Here is a 23206-nt window from a genome sequence, read left to right on the forward strand (position 1 = left end):
CTATGGGCAAATTAACGGGCAAAACGGCGATCGTAACGGGCGGCGCGGCGGGCATCGGAGCGGCCATCGCCAACGTGTTCGCGCAGGAAGGCGCGTCGGTCTGCATCGCGGACAAGAACGAAGATGGCGGGCGAAGGGTCGTGCAGGCGATCGAAGCGATCGGCGCCAACGCGATATTCGTCCAGGCGGACGCCGGTTCCGTCTCGGACGTGAAGCGCTATATCGGCGAGACACGGGCTGCTTTCGGCGCGATTCATATTATGGTGAACAACGCGGCCGTCATTCATCAAGCGAACGTCGTCGATACGGACGAAGGAGACTGGGATCGCATCCTCCGCAACAACCTGACCAGCGTATTCCTGGGCTGCAAATACGCGGCGCGTGAGATGATTATGCAGAACCAAGGCGGCCGAATCATCAACATCTCTTCGATTCACGCGACGCTGTCCGAACCCGCATGCGGCGCGTACACGGCAGCGAAGGGCGGCGTCGAATCGTTTACCCGAACGCTGGCCACCGAAGTCGCGCCGCACAAGATCACCGCGAATATTATCGCGCCTGGAGCCACGTATACCGAGCTTACGATCCCCATGTATACCCCGGCCGTGAAGGAAGCGCTGTTCAAGCGCGTTCCCCTCCAAGATATCGCGCAGCCGGAAGAAATCGCGCATGCGGCCTTATATCTCGCATCCGACGAGTCCAGGTATATGACGGGCTCCACGTTAACGATCGACGGCGGTTACGTCATGGACGGCAGCCTGCCGAACGCCGCATATTGGGAATCCTAAAGGAGATGCCGCATGCAGGAAGCGTTAGTTAAACACGCGCAGCTGCGCGAATGGTGCATACGGAAGTTCGTCGGCGCGGGCGTAAGCGAGCGGGATGCCGCGGTCGCGGCGGACGTGCTCGTCCACGCCAATCTTAGGGGCGTCGATTCGCATGGCGTCATGCGCATGCCGCATTATATCGATACGATCGCCGCGAACGGACTCAACGTGAACCCGCATATGCGGATCCGGGATACCGGTCCGGTGACCGCGATCGTCGACGGAGACGATGGACTCGGTCACGTCGTCGCGGAGAAAGCGATGTCCCATGCGATCGAAAAAGCGAAGCTGAACGGCGTCGGCGCGGTGAGCGCCGTGAACAGCAGCCACTGCGGCGCATTGTCCTACTTCGTGAACATGGCCGCGGATCAGGGGCTGATCGGCGTCATGATGACGAACACGGACAAGATGGTCGCGCCCTTCGGCGGCAGCGCCCCTTACTTCGGCACCAATCCGATGGCGTTCGCTTTCCCGGCAGGCGATCTTCCCCCGATTATCGTCGACATGGCCACGAGCTCGGTCGCGTACGGCAAAATATTGGACGCCATTCGCCAAGGCAAGCCGATACCGCCCGATTGGGCGGTCAACGAGGCGGGCGAACCGATAACCGACCCGGCGCTGTTCAGCGCGCTGCTCCCGTTCGGCGGGGCGAAAGGGTATGCGCTCGGCATGGTCGTCGATCTATTCTCGGGTATGCTGACAGGCTCGCCGGTCGGACCGTACGTCAGCCCCATGTACGCCGACGACCTGAGCGAGCGCCGCAAGCTCGGGCATTTCATGCTCGCGATCGATATCGGCAGATTTACGAATGCCGAGTCGTATGCGGCGAACATGAAGCGGATGGTGCAGGATCTCGGGGCGATGCCGCCCGCGCCGGGCTATGCGCAGGTGATGCTGCCGGGCGAACCGGAGAGACGCAGAGCGCAAATTCGTCTTGCGGACGGGATTCCGTTAACGGAAGATTTGATCGATTATTTACGGCCTTGATTAGACATGGATATCAGTCATAAATCCTGCGTTTCCACATCTTCGGGACCTCATGCAGCAGGAGGTCTCGAAGGTGTTTTCGTTGATGCTTTCCTTTCCGTACGGACAAGCTTGCATGCCAATCGTCACTTGAATTAGTTAAGCGCGGCTGTAATAGGTTATGATGGATGCATCCCTTACACATTCATACAGGGTAATTCCTGACCAGCAGAGAGGATGAGAAGCGATGGAGACATCACGACCGATTAAATTGACTTCCTATTCCACGAAAGGCGGCTGCGGCTGCAAGATCGGACCTGCGGATTTATCCGAAGTGATTAAGCAGCTGCCTCCGGCACGCCCGAATCCGAATCTTCTCGTCGGCATCGAAACGAGCGACGATGCCGGCGTCTATAAACTCAGCGACGAGCTCGCGCTCGTGCAGACGGTGGATTTCTTCACCCCGATCGTCGACGATCCGTATTCATTCGGACAAGTTGCCGCCGCCAATGCAATCAGCGATATCTACGCGATGGGGGGCAAGCCGCTAACCGCGCTGAATATCGTGGCCTTTCCGATTCGCACGCTGGACAAGCAGGTACTTGCCGAGATATTGCGAGGGGCCGGAGACAAAATGAACGAAGCCGGCATTACGCTCGTCGGCGGACATTCCATCGACGACAACGAACCGAAATTCGGGCTCGCCGTAACGGGACTCGTGCATCCGCGGCGAATCCGTACGAACGCGGGCGCGCAGCCGGGAGATAAATTGATTCTGACGAAGCCGATCGGAGTCGGCATCTTGACGACCTCGATCAAAAAGGATCGTTTGAACGAAGAGGAAGTGCAGCGCGTCACGCAGGTCATGGCGACGTTGAACAAGACGGCTGCCGAAACGATGGAGCCTTACGACGTGCATGCCTGCACGGATGTTACCGGCTTCGGCTTGATCGGCCATTCGCTTGAAATGGCGAAAGGCAGCGAGGTGGGCATTCGCATCATCGCAGCGGATGTCCCCGTGCTGCCAAGAGTCAGAGAGCTGGCCGAAGAAGGGTTCGTTCCCGGGGGCACGAAAAATAATTTCGCGCATGTGCAGGACTCGATATCCTTTGCCGATTCGATCGACCAGATCGGTCAGTGGATCTTATGCGACGCGGTTACGTCGGGCGGCCTGTTGATCGCGGTGGCTGGCGATCAAGCGGATGACCTGCTGGATAAGCTGAAGCTTGCCGGCGTCGAAGCCGGCATGATCGGAGAGACGACAGCGGACCATCCGGGACGGATTGCAGTCATTTAAAGGAGCGGGATCGATTGTTTCAAGATATCACCATCGAAGAATTGCTGGCGCTTAAGGATAAAAAAGAAATCATCATGATCGACGTTCGTTCGCCTTCCGAATATCGGGATGCTACCATTCCGGACAGCTTGAATATTCCCTTCTTCGACGACGAGGAACGGGCGGAAATCGGAACGCTCTATAAGCAAGTGAGCGTTCGGGCTGCGAAAGACAGAGGACTCGAGATCGTTGCCGCAAAATTACCGGACTTCGTGAAACGGTTCGAGCGGCTGCCGGGGCAAAAGGCCGTCTTCTGTTGGCGCGGCGGCATGCGCAGCCATACGACCGCGACCGTTCTTGCCTTGATGGGCATCCGGACGTATCGTCTTACTGGAGGCTTCCGTTCGTACCGCAAATGGGTCGTCGATATGCTCGAGCATATCGAATTCCAGCCTCGAGGCCTCGTCGTCTCGGGGAATACGGGATCCGGGAAAACGGCCATTCTTAGACGCCTCCAGGAGGAGGGATATCCGGCGTTGGACTTGGAAGCCATGGCCGGACACCGGGGATCGATATTCGGTCATGTCGGGCTGCGAGCCAACAACCAGAAGACCTTCGAGGCGCTTCTCGTAAGCAGATTGCTGGAGCTGAAGGAGTCGCCTTATTTTCTCGTCGAGGGAGAAAGCAAGCGAATCGGCAAAGCCGTCATTCCGGGGTTCATCATGGATAAGAAGGAGAACGGCTTGCAGCTGTTCATCGAAATGCCGATCGAGGTGCGTGCTCGTCATATCATGGAAGAGTATCGGCCCTCGGAACACAAACACGAGCTGCTCCAAGCCTTCGGCCGAATCAAGGAACGCATTCACACGCCGATCGCCAAAGAAATCGATACGCTGCTGCAGGAGGATCGATTCGAAGAGGCGATTATCCTCTTGCTGGCGCATTATTACGATCCGCGTTACGCGCATGCCATGAACCGACACCATCAAGAACGCTGCACGATTCGCGTGAATTCAGTCGAAGAAGCGATAGAAGAAGTGAAGCGTTTCTTGCAAGCGGAAGAGAAAGATGGCGCGTTTGCCGAAAAATCGAATGCATAAGCGAATAGAGGGAGCGCAGCCGCCGGAGCTGCGCTCTTTTTGTCGCGAGGCAAAAAAAAAAACGGGTTGACAGTTCGGCCGAAGGGCAATTAGAATCAAGGTGCACTAGTGAGATAGTGCACTGGTTCATTGAACCAAGGAGGTGGAACGTTGCAGCTGAATTTCAACAACCCCCAACCGATCTATTTGCAAATGGTGGACGAGACCAAGCGGGCGCTCGTCAGAGGGGAGATCGCTCCCGGAGACAAAATACCATCGTTGAAGGAAAGAGCTCAAATGTCCAACATTAATCCGAACACGGTACAAAGAGCCTATCAAGAGATGGAGCGGGAAGGACTGACCGAAACGCTGCGCGGCCAAGGGACTTTTATCAAGAACGATCCGGAGCTGCTGCTGCACCTGCGTTCGGAAATGGCGCATATAGCGGTGAAGCACTTCATCGAGGAGATGCACGGCTTGGGCATAGAAGCGGCAGAGATCGAGCGCATCCTGCGCGATCAATTATCGAAGGAGAAGAAGGAGGGGTAGGACGTGGACATGGAAGCATCGGGGAACATCGTGGAGTTGTCGGGTATACATAAGCGCTATATTCTGAAGCATGCGTTGACCGGCATCGACCTCGAGATCAAGAAGGGCAGAATCGTCGGGCTGCTCGGACCGAACGGAAGCGGGAAGTCGACGCTGCTTAAAATATTGGCCGGTCTGATTCATCCGACATCGGGCACGGTACGCATCGACGGCCGCGCGCCGGACGCCAATCGCAAGAAACAGATCGCTTACCTGCCCGAGATCGATCATCTGTACGGCTGGATGACGGTCGACGAGACGCTGCGATTCATCGCCGGGTTCTACGACGATTGGCAGGCGGACAAGGCAGACGAGCTGCTCGCGACGATGAATCTGGACGGTAGGCAGAAGGTGCGCAACCTGTCCAAAGGGCTGCGCGCGCGGCTCAAGCTGATCGTCGCTCTGTCCCGCAGCGTGCCGCTCGTGCTGCTTGACGAGCCGTTCTCGGGCATCGATCCTTCGTCGCGGGCGAAGATCATCCGTTCGATCGTCAGCGAGTTCCGGACGGGCGAGCAGACGATTATCTTGTCGACGCATTCCGTCAGCGAATCGGAGCCGATGTTCGACGACGTTATGTTTCTGCAGCAAGGCAGCGTCAGACTGTTCGATTCGGCGGATAATCTGAGGTCGGACTATGGCTGCTCGCTGGAGAACATTTGGGAGAAGGTGTACGCGTAGATGGGATTTCGTCGATTGGTTCGCAAGGAAATCAGGAGCCTGTTTCCGCTTTTTGCCGTCTACGGGGGCGCGGTAACGGCGCTTCATGCGATCGTGATGTTCAAAGGAGGCCCGTTGGGCAACGAAGCGGTGCAGATCGTCGCATTGCTCCTGCCGTTCCTGTTCGCATCCGCGATCGTCATCGGCATCGGTTACTTTCAGCTCAGCACGGAATGGAAGACGAACTCGATCTACCTGCTGCTGTCGCTGCCGATCAGGGGCTGGAAAGTGCTTCTGGCAAAGCTAGGCGCGCTGCTGCTCCTTCTCGGCGCCACGCTGCTGTGGATTGCCGCCAGCTACAGCTTATTCTTGCTTCGAAGCGCAGGAACCGCGCTTTTTACGGATCAGGAATGGGGGGATCACTCATTCAGGAGCACGCTGTCGAACCTGGCGGGGAACAGTCTGTGGATGTACCTGCTGAGCGTCGTGCTGCTGGTCATGCTCGTGCAGTTTGCGTTCTTGAGCGGACAGTTGGTCGCGCGCTTCCGCTGGGTCATGGCGCTGATCGCTTTCTTCGCCGGAACGTGGGTCATCTACCGCATCGCGCCGTTCTTGTCGGATGTCCTGTCCTGGCTGCCCGATTTTAGTTTCGGGGGCAGCTTGTCCGGCATCGTCTATCTCCATTCGGGTCTGTTCGCGGCGCTCGTGCTGCTGGGCGTCGGACTCGCCTGGTTGAACGGCTACTTATTCGAGAAAGTCGTGGAGGTGTAAGGATGATACTTCGAACGAATCGCATCGTCCTTCTCCTCGCCATCGTAGTCGCCTTCGCTTGCTCCATTCTCGACATGACGTTCCTGAAAGAAGACATGTTCGAGCATTTCGCCAGAAAGCTGGTCAACGAAGAGAAGACGAGCTCGTACGAGCATGCGCATCCGGACGTGACGACATTCGCGGAAGGCCAGTATGCCGTCGATCGCGGGAAGATCCGCGAAGTGAGCTTGGCGAACCGCGACGGAGCTATCGTCGTCCGACAGGCTGAAGGCAATCGGATCCAGCTGCGCTACAAGGTGAAAGTAACGTCACGGAATAAAGAAGGAACCGAGCGCAGGCAGACGGCCGTGAAAGCCGACAAGGATCCGGCCGGCGAACGGTTGACGCTGACGGCCACCGTGGACGGCAAGCCTGTCGAGGGCGGAAGGGTCTCGGTCGACTACGAATTGCTGGTGCCTTCCGGACTGAAGCTTGACATCAAGAGCGAACGAGGCTCCGTATCCGTGCTGGGTACGAAGGGAGATCTCGGCGTTCGGTCGGACAACGGCATGCTGGAGATCCAACAAGTCGATGGACGGCTTATGGCGGACGTCGCGCACGGCAATGCGTATCTGTCGGGCATTACGGGCGGCATCGACTTGAAGAACGAATTCAGCGACGTTACGATCGAACAAGCAAAAGGCGCGGTCAAGCTGGACAGCAGCAATGGCGTCAACGCGATCGGTCCTATTGAAGGAGCGCTGACAGGCAGAGCCGGGGAAGGCACGCTCATGCTGAGGGCAGTCGGCGGAACGATTGACCTTACGGCAGTGGCCGCCAACGTCCAGGTGACCGAATTGCGGGGGAATGCGCGCATACGTCCGGAGTCGAGCGATGTGACGGTTTTGCTGGATAAGACTGGCGGCTATACGCTGGATACGGTCGTGAAGAACGGTCATATCGGTACGCAACTGCCGCTCGTCGTGAAGCGGGATCCGGCCGAAGGAAACATCGACCGGCTTCGTGGAAGCTTGGGAGACGGGAAATGGACGATCGCCATCGACGGCGTCGTGTCCGACATTCATCTATACACGCGTACGGCTGCGGCCGTAACGAACTAGGAGGCAGATTATGAACGAACCCATCGTAAGTCTTCGTAACGTAACGAAGCGAATCGGACGCAAGACGATCATTGACAACGTCTCGTTCGACGTGCCGAAAGGCGAAATTTTCGGATTCCTCGGGCCCAATGGCGCAGGCAAAACGACGACGATCCGCATGATGGTCGGCTTGATGTCCATCACCGAAGGCACGATCACCATACAAGGGAAGAATATCGCGCGCGAATTCGAGCAGGCGATCCGCCACGTCGGCGGCATCGTCGAAAACCCCGAGATGTACAAGTTCCTGAGCGGGTACCACAACCTCGTCCACTATGCGCGCATGGTGCCGGGTGTGACGAAGGATCGCATTCGCGAGGTGGTAGAGCTCGTCAAGCTGGAGGATCGGATTCACGACAAGGTGAAGAAATATTCGCTCGGCATGCGCCAGCGGCTCGGCGTTGCGCAGGCATTGCTGCATCGGCCCTCGCTGCTCATCCTGGACGAACCGACGAACGGGCTCGACCCTGCGGGTATCCGCGAGCTTCGCGATTATCTCCGTTATCTGACCCGGGAAGAAGGCATCACCGTCATCGTCTCGAGCCACTTGCTCTCCGAGATGGAGCTGATGTGCGACCGGGTGGCGATCATGATGCGGGGCAGGATTATCGACGTGAAGCGGATCGGCGAGCTGATCGGCACGAACGACGACGCGCAGACGTATCTCATCGAAGCCTCGCCAAGCGAGCTGGCGATTGCCGCCGTCCGCGAGATCGCCGGAGCGATCGCGGTGAAGCCGGTTCAAAATGGAATTGAAGTGACGACGGATCGGGACCGCATTCCGGATATTTTGGCACATCTCATACGCATGGAGGTCCGCATCTACGGCGTAACTCCGTTACGACAATCGTTGGAAGACCGGTTCTTGGAAATTACGGGAGGTGAGCGCGTTGGTTAATTTGATTCGGAACGAAAACATGAAGCTGTACCGCCGCTGGCGCACCTGGATTATGGCGGCGCTCATGATCGGCGCTGTGCTGATCGGCAGTTTCGTCGACTGGCATTACGATAATAAGGATGCCGGGGCGGACGATTGGAAAACTCAAATCACGCAGGAGAAGCAGCACTGGAAGGAAATGATCGCCGATCCGAAGACGGAGGAAGGCTCCAAAAACTACGCCAAGGATCAGCTTGCGATCGGCGAGTACAGGCTGGCGCATGACATTCGTCCGGAATCGGACACGATGTGGTCCGGCATCAACGGCTCCGCGCAGCTGATCATGCTCATCACCTTGTTCACCGTCATCGTGGCCGGCGACAGCCTGGCAGGGGAATTCTCGACCGGAACGATCAAGCTGCTGCTTATCCGTCCGGCCAGCAGGCTGAAAATTTTGTTGTCGAAATACATCTCCATGATTTTATTCGGACTTCTCCTGTTGATCGTCCTCTTCGTCGTCTCCTTGCTCACGAACGGATTGCTCTACCATTTCAAGCAGCTCGATCTGCCCTTGGTCAGCGTCGATTCCGCCGGAAACGCGATCGAGCTGAGCATGCTCGGCAATCTGTGGAAGTCGTATATGCTGAACGGCGTTTCGACGATCCTGTTCGTCACGCTGGCGTTCATGATCTCGTCGGCCTTCCGCAGCAGCGCCATGGCGATCGGCATCTCGATCTTCGCGCTGTTCGCGGGAGCGATCATCATGGAGCTGACGCAGCCTTACGCCTGGAGCAAATATATGCTGTTCGCGAACCTGGACTTGTCGCAGTATCTGAATGGGCGCCCCTACCAGGATGGGATGACGATGACGTTCTCGATTCTCGTGCTCGCCGCGTATTTCATCCTGTTCAATTTCGTGTCGTGGTTCTTCTTCACGCGCAGGGACGTTGCGGCTTAACCGATTGACCCTTCATTACCGCTTCCCGGCGTTACCGGGAGGCGGTTTTTTTTCGATTGCGTCACTGATTATTCCGCCTGGTTTCGAACGAATCGGAGGTTCTATTGCTTGATTGGGTTAAAGGTTATACTTACTAGTGAGATCGCGGAGGTAGGATTGGATTGGCTTGATCGCCATGCTGCATCCGCATGCTCTGGGTTGTTCTATATGGGAAGGAGCATTCATTCATGCAAGTGTTTACAAGCGTCTCCAAATGGTCACCGCCCCGGGTTCTCGTCACGGGCTTCGGGCTTATCATTCTCTGCGGGAGCATGCTGCTGGCCCTTCCGTTCGCGTCGTCCGACGGCTCGTTTACGCCTTACATCGATGCGTTATTCACGGCGACGACGTCGACATGCGTGACGGGACTGGTCACTGTCGATACCGGAAGCCATTGGTCGATTGCCGGACAAATCATCATCCTGGTTCTTATTCAGCTCGGCGGTCTTGGGTTCATGACGATGGCGACGCTGTTCGCGATCTTGCTTCGCAAGCGGATTTCGCTCAAGGAGCGATTAATCTTGCAGGAAGCGCTCAATCAAAGCAGCATGGAGGGGATCGTGCGGCTCATCCGCAAGATCATGGCGTATGCGCTGACGATCGAGCTCGCCGGAGCCGTCTTGTTCGCCGTTCGCTGGTCGTTCGATATGCCGATCGGCCAAGCGGTATACTTCGGCGTCTTTCATTCGATATCATTCTTTAACAATGCAGGCATCGATTTGTTCGGGCAATTCGGTACCCCCTATGTCAGCTTGACCGGCTATGCGAATGATCCCGTCGTCAACATCGTGACGATGCTGCTGATCGTGACGGGCGGAATCGGATTTATCGTCATTTCGGATCTCCTCGAATACCGCAGGACAAAGCGCTTATCGCTTCATTCGAAGGTGGTCTTGGCAGCGACGCTTGCGCTGATTCTTGCAGGTACGTTGATCATTTTCATTTTCGAGCTGTCGAACGCCAAGACGCTGGGATCGCTGCACTGGGGCGGCAAAATACTGGCCTCGTTCTTCCAGTCCGTCACGCCGAGAACCGCAGGCGCGAATACGCTCGATCTGGCTTCGCTCCGTCAGGCTACGCAATTTTTCATCGTGCTGCTGATGTTCATCGGAGCATCGCCGGGTTCGACCGGCGGCGGCATCAAGACGACGACGTTCGCGGTATTGGCGGTCGCGGTCCTTGCGATGATCAGGGGGAAGGAAGATATCGTATTATTCCGGTATCGCATTGCGCAGGAACGAGTGATAAAGGCGCTGACGATAACGATGATTTCGCTTGGATTGGTCATTGCCGTTACGATGATTCTTACGACGACGGAAGACCAGGCCTTTCTCAAAATCCTGTTCGAAACCACTTCGGCGTTCGCCACGGTCGGTTTGACGTTGGGCATCACGCCGGAGTTGTCCGCGTTCGGCAAGGCGCTGATTATCTTCATGATGTTCGCGGGGAGGCTGGGGCCGCTGACGCTCGCATACGGGATAGGGCCCCGCAAAGAGAAAGTGCTGTTCCGGCACCCCGAAGGCAAAATTACGATCGGATAGTCGCGATCAAAAATTAGTTGCAATAACATCCTATATCGCATAAGATAAAATTAGTTGCAATAGCATTCTATATGAGGAGGACGTACGCTGAGCGAACAATGGAACCGAACCGGCAGCGCCGCATCGGAGTCGCACGGACAAATCATCTCCGCCATCTACCGTCACATGCAGGTCTTAATCGCAGCTGAGCTCGAGCCTTATCGAATCGGAAGCGGACAGTATATTTTCCTGATGGCGATCGCATACGGGCAGCCCGTTACGCAGAAGGCGCTCAGCGAGAAGCTGCTCATCGACAAGACGACGACCGCCAAGGCGATAACCAAGCTGGAGGCCGAGGGTTATGTTAGGCGTGAGCCCAATCCATCCGACAACCGGTATCAATTGCTCTATCTGACCGAATCCGGGAGCGAGGCTGCGCCGAGGGTACAGGAAGCGCTGAACCGCATCAAGCACAAAACCCGGAAGGGGCTGACGGACGAAGCGTATGCCTCGTTGGTCGGCATGCTGAAGATCGTGCTTCGCAATCTGACCGAACCGGAGGAGACGTAGATGAGTTGGAACGGCGGAACTTTATTGACGAACGTGCTGCTCGGTTGGCCAGGCGTTACGACGCAGCCTCACCGGTTCGGCGGGGTCGAATTTCGAGTCCATGACCATGAGATCGGTCATCTGCACGGTGACCGCTTGTTCGATCTGCTTGTTCCCCGAACGGAACGTGGCCGGTGGATCGATGCGTCCAAAGCCCAGCCGCATCATATCTATCCCGAATCGAACTGGGTCTCCGTATATCTGAATACCGAGCAGGATGTTGCCGGCGCGATCGAAATCGCGAAATCGAACTATGAACGATTCAAGCCGAGAGGGAGAGATGCGAAATGATGATTGCCGTTCCGTTCATCGTCGTGGAGAATTGCAAGGAAGAAATCCATTATTATCAGCGCGTGTTAGGCGGCGAGGTGACGATTCTCCGAAAGCAGGGGGAGGAAGTGCTGAACGCGGATCTGGAAGTCGAGGGGGCCGTGATTAAATTCGCCGATACCCGAGCGGCCAAGCCGGCGCTGAAGGGCGATTACGTGAGAGTGTTCCTCAAGATCGAGACAGAGCATGCGTTTGGCGGCATATATGACGCATTTTCCGCGGAAGGAATCGTGAATACGGCGGTGTACGAGGCTCCGTTCAATGGTTTGCTTGCGATCGTTACCGACCGGAACGGGGTATGCTGGGTGCTGTCGTATTACCGGACCTAACGAGCGGATTGGTTATGGAGCCAAGGCTATGCTGCGCGAGACTACTTTTTGAATAACCCTTTAGATCCGGGGCAAGTCGCTCGGATCTTTCTTTTTGATAGGATGCAGTTCGCGGGGAGACGATTCATCCAGTGGGGGAGTGAACAGTTGGGAATGAACGATGAACGATGTCCGTTTACGTTTAGTAGCAAGAAATTCTAACGGTTGCGGGAGAGGTTATTTTGCTCAAAATGCTCCTTTTAGAATTCTAACGGTTGCCAGGTAGCCTTAAGGGAGGTTTGTGCGCGAGGATCGGCCAGTATGCACCGCATAAGGCCTGCTGCAAGCGTTAGCGTATTTTTGCCCCGTTTTTGGCGGAATAACGACGCTGATAATCGTTAAAATTCTGGTTCGCCTTCATCTGGCGTGCTCGGCAAGAGAGGTTTGGTAGCATTGGCGCGATGTGCGACGTGCGATGTGCGATTTGTGAAGTGCGACGTGCGATGTGCGATGTGTGAAGTGCGATGTGTGAAGTGCGATGTGTGAAGTGCGCCGATCGCCTCCGCCGTCATGCCGGCGGAGGCGATCGTTTCCTTGAGCCGGGAATACCCGTTTCGTCGAACGATTTCACGATTCGCACGATTCGAGCAAACAAATGGAAAAACGCAGCAATGTCCGCGTGCCCTGGAACCTTTTATACTGAAAGCAAGGGTGGAGCTCCCGTACAAATAGAGAAGGCGGGCTGTTTGTCATGCTCGGAAGGAGGCGAACGGAGTCAGCGGCGGCAGGAAACCGAAAGGCAAGCAAACGCATCACATACGATGAAAGGGAGTGCTTTAATGTCGATTGCAATGAATGGCAGCCTCACCTTAGGAAGAAGAACGGCTCTTATCCTGCTCGCGCTAGTTACGCTTCTAGCGGTCATGGTCATTCCGAAGCGAGCGTTTGCGGCGGATTATACGACGCAGAACTGGCAGACGGTCGAAATCTCGCTGACCAGCTCCAAGACGTACGCGGATCCGTTCGCGAACGTCGATGTCACCGCCACCTTCACCGGTCCGGGCGGAACGGTCATTACGCGGCCTGCCTTCTGGAACGGCGGCAGCGTATGGAAAATCCGCTTCGCGCCGACGAAGACCGGCGCCTGGTCGATGACGACGTCGGCGAACGATCCGACCGATACGGGCTTGAACGGCATTACGAAATCCATTCAGGTAAACGCTTACACGGGGAGTCTCGACATCTACAAGAAAGGCTTCCTCAAGGTCAGCAGCAACGGCCGCTACTTGACGTACAACGACGGCACGCCGTTCTTCTACCTCGGCGACACGCATTGGATTTTGCCGCATGAGCGGTTCTCGACTTCCAACGCGACCGGCATCGCCTCGCAGTTCAAATACGTCGTGGACAAGCGCGTCAGCCAAGGCTTCACGGTCTACCAGTCGGAACCGATCTGGCAGCCGCATGGCGGCGGCACCCATACGGGATCGGACGAGGAAGCGGTCGCCAATCTGAGCGACGGCTTCACGAGCGCCGATCTGGCCGGATTCGACAACCTCGACCGCAAGTTCAAATACATTGCCGACCAAGGCCTCGTCCATGCGAACGCGCAGGTATCCTGGGCGCAGGACCCGGCGAATTATTCCGTCTACACCGATGCTTACATGGCTCGCGTGGCGAAATATTGGGTCGCGCGCTTCGGTTCGTATCCGCTCATCTACACGATCGCGCAGGAGATCGACCGGAATATGTACGGCGCCTATAACGCGACGACGATGAGCAAATGGTATGCCGTCGGCCAGAGCATCAGCGACAACGATGCGTACGGCCAGCCGATCATGCCGCATATGGAAAACACGGGCACGTCGGTCGCTTCCAACTCGACCTGGGCGAGCAAGTCCTACCATGACGGTTGGGCGGTACAGTGGCAGGGCGACTTGACAGGCATGAGCACGGCGAAAGACTTCTACAATTTCAGTACCGCGAAGCCTTCCGTCCTGTACGAGAGCGCCTATGACGGCTTCTGGACGGATTCGACAGGTGCGCTCGGCGCTGCCTACAAAGCGTTCCAATACGGTATTTACGGCTATGGCTACGGCGCGTCCGGCGTGTGGAATGACGTCTACTCCAAGACTGGCGAGGCCGACGATTTCGGAACGGGGTACGAGCTGCCATCCCGTTACACGTGGTGGTACGACGGAGCGAACTATGCGACCGGCAGCCAGTTGACGTACTTCAAGAGCTTCTATACGTCGCTAGAATGGTGGAAGCTGGTACCGCGGTTCGACGATGCCGCATGGGGCTCGTTCAGCGATACCTCCAGATCGCTTCTGTCCTCGGACGGCAACAGCACGTACGTGACGTTCTTCTTCAACGGCACGACGAGCACCGGCACGATCAAAGGCATGGACAACGGCTACTACTACGATGCCAAGTGGTTCAACCCGCGGACCGGCGCCTACACGGCGATCAGCACGACGGCGAAATCGACCTCCGGCCAGTGGAACGTTCCGTCTAAACCGGATACCAACGACTGGGTGCTGCTGCTGAAGAAAACGTCCGCGCCGGTGCCGGCGTCGACGAATCTGGCGCTCGGCAAAACCTATGCCAGCTCATCCTCGTGGGATAGCTCGCAAACGGCGGACAAGGCGTTCGACGGCTTGCTGACCACGGACTGGCAGGCATGCAACACATGCTGGAACGGACAGACCCTGGAGGTGAATTTCGGCGCGAGCACGACGTTCAACCGCGTCGTCCTCTCGGAGTACGACAACCGCACGACGGGCTACCGCATCGAATATTGGAACGGCTCGACGTGGCAGACGGCATACACGGGCACGGGCATCGGCTCGTCGAAGACGATCACGTTCCCGTCGGTGACGGCCAGCAAGGCGCGGATCTACTTTACGTCCGGTACCGCGAACGCGCCGATCATCTACGAATTCGAAATTTACAACGATGTCGTTAACCTGGCGCTCGGCAAGACGTATGCCAGCTCCTCGACGTGGGATGGGACGCAAACCGCGGACAAAGCCTTCGACGGTTCGCTCTCGACGAACTGGCAGGCATGCAGCAGCTGCTGGAACGGACAGACGCTCGAGGTGAACTTCGGCGCGAACACGACGTTCAACAAGGTCGTGCTCACGGAATACGACAGCCGCACGACGGGCTATCGCATCGAATATTGGAACGGCTCGACGTGGCAGACGGCCTATACGGGCACGAGCATCGGCGCCTCGTTCGTGCCGAAGACGATCACGTTCTCGGCGGTGACGGGCAGCAAAGCGCGTATCTATTTCACATCCGGCACGAGTTATGCGCCGATCATTTACGAGTTCGAAGTGTACAATCAGTAACAGGCGCCATTCATGCTGGCGGAAAGTCCGGAAACCTAACCAGGTTTCCGGGCTTTTTTGTACGGACCGATGTTAACGGTTTTGCTCGCCGGCGAATAGAGTATGGGGACGATTCGGAAAGGGGAACAGCTCATGGCGACCATAACGGTAGCGGCAGTGGGAGACCTGCTGATGCGCGGGGTAATCATCGATTCGGCAAGACGCACGGACCGCGCCGGCAAGAAGGAAAGCTACGCGTTCCGGCCGATTTTCGCGAAGGTAGTCCCCCATCTCAGGAGGCCGGACGTGACGATCGGGAACCTGGAGACGACCTTATCGGGACAACGCTGGTTCAAACAAGGCGCGGGAAAGCCATACAAATACGAACGGATCAGCCGCTTCGGCAATCCGATGTTCAATTGTCCGGATGAGCTTGCCGGGACCTTGAAGCAGATCGGCTTCGATATCTTGACGACGGCGAACAATCACTGCATGGACGGCGGATCGGCCGGCTTGAAACGGACGCTGCGCGTGCTCGACCGGCACGGTCTCCGACATACGGGGACTGCCCGCACGCCAAAGGAATCCCGGCGGCTGCTCATTGTCCGCGCGAAGGGGATCAAGCTCGGCATTCTCGCCTACACCTACGGAACCAATAAGTTCTCGGTACCGGAGCCGTGGCTCGTGAACCGAATCCAAGACGAGCGAATCGTGGCGGATCTCAAGCGATTGAAGAAACGGACGGACGCGATTATCGTCTGCATGCACTTCGGCACGGAATATAAGCGCACTCCGAATGACAAGCAGCGCAGGCTTGTCCGCCTGCTGCTGAAGCATGGCGCCAACGCCGTGCTGGGCGCGCATCCCCATGTTCTTCAGACCGTCACGACGAGCATGACCCAAGACATCGACGGCAAGGTTCGCAGGCGGGTCGCCGCTTATTCGCTTGGCAACTTCATCTCGGACCGGTTGTACGGAAACGCGCACACGCTGCACGGGATGATTTTGACGCTGACCCTTCGGAAGGATCGGAGCGGGAAGACCGATATCACGAAGGTGCGGAGGCTCCGAACGACCTCCAAGCAGAGCAGCGCGAACGGGCGCTCCGTATTCCGGATCGTGCCCCGATAAGGAGAAGAGGAGCACGGGGGGACCTTTGCAGCTCTTCCCTTGAATTTCTCGTCAGCCCGAGGCTCTCGAAATTAACTTCGAGAGCCGCTTTAGGATGTTGTGCCGTTTTCGCCTTTTTTTGGACGGGCATGCCGATTAAATCCCGACGTCATTCATGGTAAACTAGCAGTGAGATTGCTAGCGAATCGGCGAAGGGGAGAAACGATGAAAACATCAGCCTTGAAGTACTTTCGATGGATCAGTTATTTGGAGGGCACTTCGTTCTTGTTCCTGTTATGCATTGCCATGCCGCTCAAATACATCGGCGATCGTCCGGAGGCCGTATCGGTCACCGGCGGTATTCACGGATTGTTGTTCTCGCTCTATCTGATTGGCATCGTCATCATGGCTATTCTGTTCCGTTGGAAGGCGCTGCGGATCGTCGGCGCCGTAATCGCCGCTTTCCTGCCGCTGGGACCTTTCGTATTCGAGCGAAGGTTGAAGGCCGGCGCATAAGAAGCGCGCGGCGCCGTACCGCGACTTGAATATCGGCAGGGCAACAGCGGCGGGTATTTGCAACCATCGTCTGCGCGCGGCGACAAGACAAGCCTAGCTTCGAGGAACATGAAAAACCAGCTGCCGTCGCAGCTGGTTTTTCGTGATTCGAACCCCTTGAGGAGGACGGATCAACCGTTAGAGAGGGAGAGCCCGAAGATAGATATCGCGAAGGCCGAGTCCGAAATAATAGGGGTCGACCCGAACGGCCAGGATGACCGCTTTGTTTATCGCGAGCTGTAGTCTTGCATGATGACCTGCAGCACTTGCTTGCCCCAATTCGCGGCTTCCGAACCCGGTTCGTTCCAAGCATGCGTGATCAGCGCTTTCCATAACGCCCAGCCGCGTGCCCGATCGATGGTATCCTCGTCGGCATCCATGCGCTGCAGGAAGATCTTGCGGCTCACGTCGTCGAAAAAGTTCCATGCCATGACAAGGTCGCTTGAAGGATCGCCGACGCCCATCGTTCCGAAATCGATAACGCCGCTCAGCCTTCCGTCCTTCGCGAGCAGATTGCCTACCGCGACATCGCCGTGCAGCCACAGCGGATCTGCTTGGAAGGTTGTCGCAAGCGACAGCTCCCAGATTTCCGTCATCAGCTTGGCATCGTATGGGCCGGAAAGCTTCGCAATGACGGATCTCGTATCGTCGTCGTAGACGGCTAGGTTGCCGCCGCGATGGAAGTTTTGAACGCCCGCCGGCACGCCTTGGCTGGCGTCGATCGCTTGAAGCTCCTTCAGAAACCCTGCGAGGTCTACGGCGAATTCGTTTAAATCGCGGACGTTGGCAGGGGTGACGGTATCGCCTTCGATCCATCGGTTGACCGACCAAGGAAGGGGATAGTCGTCGGATGGCTCGCCTTTTGCAACGGGAGCAGGAATAGGCAGGGAGAGCCGGGGTTGGAAAACAGGAAGCCAGGCCAATTCCTTCTCCACGGCGGAAGCGTAGCTGACGTGGCTCGGCAGTCGAACGGTCATCTCGCTGCCCAGCCGATAGGTTCGGTTATCGTGTCCGCTCTTTTCGACGGGCTTTATCGTCAGATCCTTCCACGCCGGGAATTGACGGTCGATTAGCCGGCGTACCAGTTCGGTCGTGATGGTAATTATTTTCTTCACCGCTTTCTGAAAGCTTCATTACGTCCATCCTAGTTTATATCACCGACTTCTTACAAGTCCTATATTGACTGTAATCGTTTTTTCCCGATGTACGTCCGTGAGCGGAGAATGCAAAGCTTGGTGTAAAAGACGATTCCGACTTATTTGATGGGCCAAGTAATCGTTCAGGTGTGATCGATGCTGCAGGCAGGAATCGCCGCGCCGCCCATCGAAGAGTTCCGAGTCCGGTAACTACCATCTAACAAAAGCGGGGAAGCGTATGAATATCGTTCTGGTCGGCATGTCGGGAGCAGGTAAAAGCACGATCGGCGTGCTGCTGGCCAAATCATTAGGCATGGACTTCGTGGATACCGATCTGGTCATTCAGCGCCGCGAAGGCCGATTGCTGCAAGAAATCATCGATCAAGACGGGATCGACGCGTTCATGGAGATCGAGGAGGACGTCGTCTCTGACTTGCGGCTGACGCAGTGCATCATCGCTACGGGCGGCAGCGTGATCTATTCCGATCGGGCGATGAATGCCCTAAAGCAGGGAGGGCGGGTCATTTATTTGCATGTCCCGTACGAGGAGATTGCAAGACGGTTGACCACTATCGCGACCAGAGGCATCGTGATGAAGAACGGGAACAGCCTCCAAGACGTATACAATGAAAGAGTGCCCCTATACCTCAAGCATAGCGATCGAACGATTGACTGCACGGAGAAGGATATTGAACAATGCGTACAGGAAATCAAAATCGAATGGTTAACGAATGCGTAAAAAAACGGTAGCCTGCGGCTTGGAACGCGGCTTTGTTTTCGGTTTCGTGGAATAGAAGCTTAACGCTTGCGGCATTGCCGCAAAATAAAAACCATTGTCCGGCGGACAATGGTTTTTTGCTGTATCGCTTGGTTTACTCCCGCTAATAAACATCTCGGGCATACCGCTTGACGAGCGACAGTTCCTGGACATACGCCGCGGCAGCGGTCTCGCTCATTCCGCCATGCTCGGCGACGATCTGCTTAAGGGCGGCATCGACATCCTTGGCCATGCAGGCGGCATCGCCGCATACATAGACATGCGCACCTTCCGTCAGCCATTGCCATACTGCCGCGCCGCACTGGAGCATGCGATGCTGGACGTATATTTTCTCCGCTTGGTCGCGGGAGAAGGCGGTTTCCAGCCGATGGAGATAACCTTCCTGCTGCAGCGTTTCCAGCTCCTCTCGGTAGTAGAAGTCGCTGGCGGCGCGCTGTTCGCCGAAGAACAGCCAGTTTTTCCCTTTGGCGCGAAGGGCTTTCCGCTCATGCAGGAAGCCTCTGAACGGTCCGATGCCGGTACCGGAACCGATCATAATGACCGCTGTGCCCGGGTCATCCGGCAGCCGGAAGTGGGCATTTTTGTGCACGAAGACGGGGACCGTCCCCTGAAGCTGCGCCCGATCCGCGAGAAAAGCCGAGCAGACGCCGACCCGGGGGTTATCGTTACAGCGGTAACGGACCGTCGAGACGGTAATATGAACTTCGTTCGGGCTTGCCTTGGGGCTGGAGGAAATGGAGTACAGCCTCGGCTGGAGCGGCTTTAGGACGGACGTCCATTCCGCCGCGCTCGCGATGATCGGGAACTCGCGGAGCACGTCTGCAGGCTGGCGGCCCCACAGCCACTGCTTCGCTTCTTCCTTGTCCTTGTTCTGCATCACCCAAGCGATTTCCTTGCTTCCGGAACGCTCTTGGACGAAGCGGAGGATCTCCGGCGTGATGCGCGAAATCTCGTAATGATAGAGAAGTGCCTCGGCCAACGGGACTTCGCCCCGGCCTTTGACGTGCACGGGACCGATCGGATCGAGTCCAAGCGCCGTCAGCATTTCTTCCACGAGATCCGGACAGTTGGTCGGCCATACGCCTAAAGCGTCGCCGGATTCATACCTCAAACCCGATTCCTGAAGATCGAATACGTATTGCCGCGTTTCCTTCTCGGAGCCGGCTTGGTTTAGAAGCTGGTTGACGGCCACCCTCGCCTGCAAGGGATGATGACGGTCGATGATGGTCGGCGTCGACATCTCCGCCGGCGGCGCCATCTCCAGGGAAGCAGCGGCTTCCGCCATGGATTCGGCTTGGCCGGCGATATCGGGCGCAGCTTGGAGCGCGGTTAACCGATGCTCGAGCTGTTCCAACCACTGGGCGAAGGTCTCTTCGTAATCCGTATCGCAATCCGTTCGCTCGATCAGCGAACGGCCTCCAAGCTCCCGCAACCGGCCGTCTAACTGGCGTCCGAAGCCGCAGAACGAATCGTAACTGGAATCGCCGAACGCGAGCACCGCGTAACGCGTGTCCGTTAGCTGCGGCATCGCGTTCCCTTGGAGCGCATGCCAGAACGCTGCGCCGTTGTCCGGCGGGTCGCCTGCGCCGAAGGTGCTTGCGGCCAGCACGAGCAGTTTCTCCTGCGGCAAGTCCGCGACAGGATAAGCATTCATGTTCATGATCCGCGCTTCGAGCCCGGCTTCCCTTAGCTTCATGGCGCAAGCTTCCGCCGCGGCTTCGGCATTGCCGGTTTGCGAGGCCCATAGGATCGTCACGCCAGGAGGCTTATCGGCATGCCGCGGACGGCTCGATACCTCGGCGCTTGCGGAGATCTCGGGCGAAGGCGCGTCGATCGCTGCCGCGTCGTCCGTCAGATAGGTCCGGGAGAAGAGGCCGGCCAGTACGCCATCGAGCCAATAACGCTTAATCGGTTCGAATGGCGCGGTAGGGGGCAGGACCGGGATGCCGTGGAGGGAGCGGGCACTACTTTCATGCAGACTGGTAATAAAGCCGGACAAGTAGACCTTCTCGTGCTTTTCCAAGGAATGGCTCTCCAAGGTGTCGATGCCGAGCATTTTCGTTAACGTTTCCAGTTGAACCATTGCATGTTCCTCCTTCATGGCCGTGCTGAACGTGCCTGTATATTCGGCGTTTGGCAATCCTCGATCATGGCCTGGGCGATCTTCCGCAGGAACGGCTGCACGAACAAGCGATACCGCGCAAAACTTGAACTCGGGCTGCATCGAGATCGGATCGATGGCATCGTTGGTCACCGCATTGATCGCGAGGTTATTCCCGTACCGATCGTTCCAATGGAAGGGAGCGAAGCAATTGCCCGGACGCACCCGGTCGGTCACGACGGCAGGGAGTACGGCAAGACCGCGGCGGGAACGGATTTCAACGGAATCGTTCTCGCGAATGCCGAGCGCCGCCGCATCCTCGGGATGCAGCTCGACGAACGGCCCCGCGTTCAATTTGTTCAAGGTGCCGATCTTGCCCGTTTTGGTCAACGTATGCCATTGATGCTGGACTCTGCCGGTATTCAGCACGATCGGGAATTCGCGGTCCGGCATTTCGGCAGGCGCCATGTAAGGACGGGCGAGGAATATCCCTCTTCCGCTCTCGGTAGGGAACAGGATGCGGGGGCGATGCCCGTCATCCGTCGCTTTCAGCGATTGGCTCACGCCGTCGTTCAAATACCGGATCGGACTCCGATCGTTCTCGCGATCCGGCGCAAAGGGCCATTGCAAGGGCTTCTTGCGCAGTCGCTCGTACGTCGCGCCACGGATATCGTAACCGGTCTTCGGATTCCAGGCCCGTTGGATCTCGGCGTAGACCTCGGCGGCGCTTGCGTAAGAAAATGCTTCCGCGTATCCCATCTCGCATGCTACCCGGGCAATGATTTCCCAATCGGGCATTGCTTCACCCGGCGGATCGACGGCCTTCTGCATCAAGGTGAGGTTGCGTTCGGAGTTGATCATGACCCCTTCGCCTTCGGACCATAAGGCACCGGGGAGCCTAATATCCGCATACGAATTCGTCTCGGTCTCGTAGAACGCATCCTGCGCGATAACAAGCTCGGCGGCTTGGAGGCCGGCGATGACTTGACTCCGGTTCGCTACGGTAGCGGCCGGATTGGTGCAGATGATCCAGCAGGCTTTGATCGTCTTCTCCTGCATGCGTCGGAACATCGAGATGGTGCCGTCGCCCGTCTCCTTGCGCAGCGTACCGTGGGGAATCTGCCATAAATCTTCGGTGAATCGGCGATCGGCATCGACCAGCACGGATCGCTGACCCGGCAGGCCGGGTCCCATATAGCCCATTTCGCGACCGCCCATCGCATTCGGCTGACCGGTCAACGAGAAGGGGCCGCTGCCCGGCCGGCATATTTTCCCCGTTGCCAGATGCAGGTTGCATATGGCGTTCGTATGCCAAGTGCCGTGCGTGCTCTGGTTTAACCCCATCGTCCAACAGGTCATCCATTCCGGCGCCTCGCCGATCCATTGCGCCGCTTGACGGATATCCGGCTCGGGAATGCCGGTGATGGCCGCGACTCGATCCGGGGGATAGTCTTCCAAGAAGGCCGGCATGACGTCCCAGCCAGACGTGAATTCCTCGATGAACGCCGGATCGGTATGACCGTTCTTGACGAGCAGATGAAGTAATCCGTTCAGCAGCGCCAGATCGGTGCCGGGCTTGATCTGCATGAACAAGTTGGCCTTATCCGCCGTGGCGCTGCGCCTCGGATCGACGACGATCAGCTTCGCGCCCGCCTTGACGCGGTCCATGAGGCGCAGGAAGAGGATCGGATGGCAATCTGCCATATTCGCGCCGATGACGAAGAACACATCGGTCCGGTCCATATCCTGATAAGAGCCGGGGGGGCCATCCGCGCCAAGCGACAGCTTATAACCGCTGCCCGCGCTCGCCATGCACAGCCGGGAATTGGATTCGATGTTATTCGTGCCGACGAAGCCTTTCGCCAGTTTATTGACGAGGTACTGCGCCTCGAGCGACATCTGGCCGGATACGTAGAAGGACAGGGCGTCCGGACCGTGAGCTTCGAGAATCGCACGCAGCCGACCCGCGGTTTCGCGGATTGCTTCCCGCATCCCCGTCTTGACCGGCTCGTTCTCTCGTGTTTTGCGAATATAGGCGAACTCCATGCGGCCCGACTCGGCGATCGCCTGCGCGCTGGTGCTGCCTTTCGTGCACAGCCGGCCGAAATTAGCCGGATGTTCCTTGTCGCCCGTCACCTTAATGACGCGGTTGTCCTGCACTTCCATCACGATGCCGCAGCCCACGCCGCAGTAGGGGCAAACGCTTTTCACTTTGCGAGTCGTCATTAAGATCACCAACGTTTACGT

19 protein-coding genes and 1 pseudogene are annotated in these 23206 nt (G+C 57.3%); 18 read left to right on the forward strand and 2 right to left on the reverse strand.

Annotation, left to right across the window (positions count from 1 at the left end; all coding sequences use genetic code 11):
• Positions 1-2: 2 nt before the first annotated feature.
• From GT003_RS10225 to GT003_RS10305, 17 genes are all read left to right on the forward strand, one after another.
• Entirely contained in the window at positions 3-788 is a 786-nt protein-coding gene (locus tag GT003_RS10225) for an SDR family NAD(P)-dependent oxidoreductase (protein ID WP_161697109.1), read from the forward strand.
• Positions 789-800: 12 nt separating this feature from the next.
• Complete coding sequence (locus tag GT003_RS10230; protein WP_161697111.1) at positions 801-1814, forward strand: Ldh family oxidoreductase; 1014 nt, start codon at positions 801-803, stop codon at positions 1812-1814.
• A gap of 226 nt (positions 1815-2040) precedes the next feature.
• Positions 2041-3090, forward strand: a complete 1050-nt coding sequence (gene selD, locus GT003_RS10235) for a selenide, water dikinase SelD (RefSeq protein WP_161697113.1) — start codon at positions 2041-2043, stop codon at positions 3088-3090.
• A gap of 14 nt (positions 3091-3104) precedes the next feature.
• Entirely contained in the window at positions 3105-4169 is a 1065-nt protein-coding gene (mnmH, locus tag GT003_RS10240) for a tRNA 2-selenouridine(34) synthase MnmH (RefSeq protein WP_161697115.1), read from the forward strand.
• A 150-nt stretch (positions 4170-4319) separates the two neighbouring features.
• Positions 4320-4697 (forward strand): GntR family transcriptional regulator, encoded by a 378-nt coding sequence (locus tag GT003_RS10245; RefSeq protein WP_239565747.1) that lies wholly within the window; start codon positions 4320-4322, stop codon positions 4695-4697.
• 9 nt (positions 4698-4706) lie between these two features.
• Positions 4707-5414, forward strand: a complete 708-nt coding sequence (locus GT003_RS10250; protein WP_239565765.1) for an ABC transporter ATP-binding protein — start codon at positions 4707-4709, stop codon at positions 5412-5414.
• Entirely contained in the window at positions 5415-6164 is a 750-nt protein-coding gene (locus tag GT003_RS10255) for a hypothetical protein (RefSeq protein WP_161697119.1), read from the forward strand.
• A 2-nt stretch (positions 6165-6166) separates the two neighbouring features.
• Entirely contained in the window at positions 6167-7264 is a 1098-nt protein-coding gene (locus GT003_RS10260) for a DUF4097 family beta strand repeat-containing protein (RefSeq protein WP_161697120.1), read from the forward strand.
• 10 nt (positions 7265-7274) lie between these two features.
• Complete coding sequence (locus GT003_RS10265) at positions 7275-8201, forward strand: ABC transporter ATP-binding protein (RefSeq protein WP_161697122.1); 927 nt, start codon at positions 7275-7277, stop codon at positions 8199-8201.
• Positions 8194-9138 carry an ABC transporter permease gene (locus GT003_RS10270; protein WP_161697124.1) on the forward strand — a complete coding sequence of 315 codons (945 nt, stop codon included), beginning with the start codon at positions 8194-8196 and terminating at the stop codon, positions 9136-9138. Before GT003_RS10265 ends, GT003_RS10270 begins: the two co-directional genes overlap by 8 nt.
• A gap of 227 nt (positions 9139-9365) precedes the next feature.
• Positions 9366-10718: a TrkH family potassium uptake protein gene (locus GT003_RS10275; protein WP_161697126.1), complete on the forward strand. Its 1353-nt coding sequence runs from the start codon at positions 9366-9368 to the stop codon at positions 10716-10718.
• A 165-nt stretch (positions 10719-10883) separates the two neighbouring features.
• Positions 10884-11267 (forward strand): MarR family winged helix-turn-helix transcriptional regulator, encoded by a 384-nt coding sequence (locus GT003_RS10280; protein ID WP_161697128.1) that lies wholly within the window; start codon positions 10884-10886, stop codon positions 11265-11267.
• Positions 11268-11597, forward strand: a complete 330-nt coding sequence (locus tag GT003_RS10285) for a luciferase domain-containing protein (protein ID WP_161697130.1) — start codon at positions 11268-11270, stop codon at positions 11595-11597.
• Positions 11594-11965: a VOC family protein gene (locus GT003_RS10290; RefSeq protein WP_239565748.1), complete on the forward strand. Its 372-nt coding sequence runs from the start codon at positions 11594-11596 to the stop codon at positions 11963-11965. The genes GT003_RS10285 and GT003_RS10290 overlap by 4 nt, the downstream gene beginning before the upstream one ends.
• 818 nt (positions 11966-12783) lie before the next feature.
• The gene (locus tag GT003_RS10295) at positions 12784-15300 is read left to right on the forward strand and encodes an apiosidase-like domain-containing protein (RefSeq protein ID WP_161697132.1); all 2517 of its coding nucleotides are present in this window, start codon (positions 12784-12786) and stop codon (positions 15298-15300) included.
• A 132-nt stretch (positions 15301-15432) separates the two neighbouring features.
• Positions 15433-16410: a CapA family protein gene (locus GT003_RS10300; RefSeq protein WP_161697134.1), complete on the forward strand. Its 978-nt coding sequence runs from the start codon at positions 15433-15435 to the stop codon at positions 16408-16410.
• Positions 16411-16614: 204 nt separating this feature from the next.
• Positions 16615-16905 (forward strand): DUF3817 domain-containing protein, encoded by a 291-nt coding sequence (locus GT003_RS10305; protein ID WP_161697136.1) that lies wholly within the window; start codon positions 16615-16617, stop codon positions 16903-16905.
• 266 nt (positions 16906-17171) lie between these two features.
• Here the strand turns inward: GT003_RS10305 and GT003_RS10310 are convergent, their stop codons facing one another.
• Positions 17172-18050 (reverse strand): phosphotransferase, encoded by an 879-nt coding sequence (locus GT003_RS10310; protein ID WP_161697333.1) that lies wholly within the window; start codon positions 18048-18050, stop codon positions 17172-17174.
• A 268-nt stretch (positions 18051-18318) separates the two neighbouring features.
• On the opposite strand from GT003_RS10310, the pseudogene GT003_RS10315 reads away from it, so the two are divergent.
• Positions 18319-18732: pseudogene (locus GT003_RS10315) on the forward strand (shikimate kinase); the annotation flags it as partial.
• Positions 18733-18961: 229 nt separating this feature from the next.
• Here the strand turns inward: GT003_RS10315 and GT003_RS10320 are convergent.
• A complete protein-coding gene (locus GT003_RS10320) occupies positions 18962-23185 on the reverse strand; it encodes a bifunctional nitrate reductase/sulfite reductase flavoprotein subunit alpha (protein WP_161697140.1) in 4224 nt (1407 codons plus the stop codon).
• Positions 23186-23206 lie beyond the last annotated feature (21 nt).

It is taken from the genome of Paenibacillus sacheonensis (assembly GCF_009909195.1).
GTDB lineage: Bacteria > Bacillota > Bacilli > Paenibacillales > Paenibacillaceae > Paenibacillus_Z > Paenibacillus_Z sacheonensis.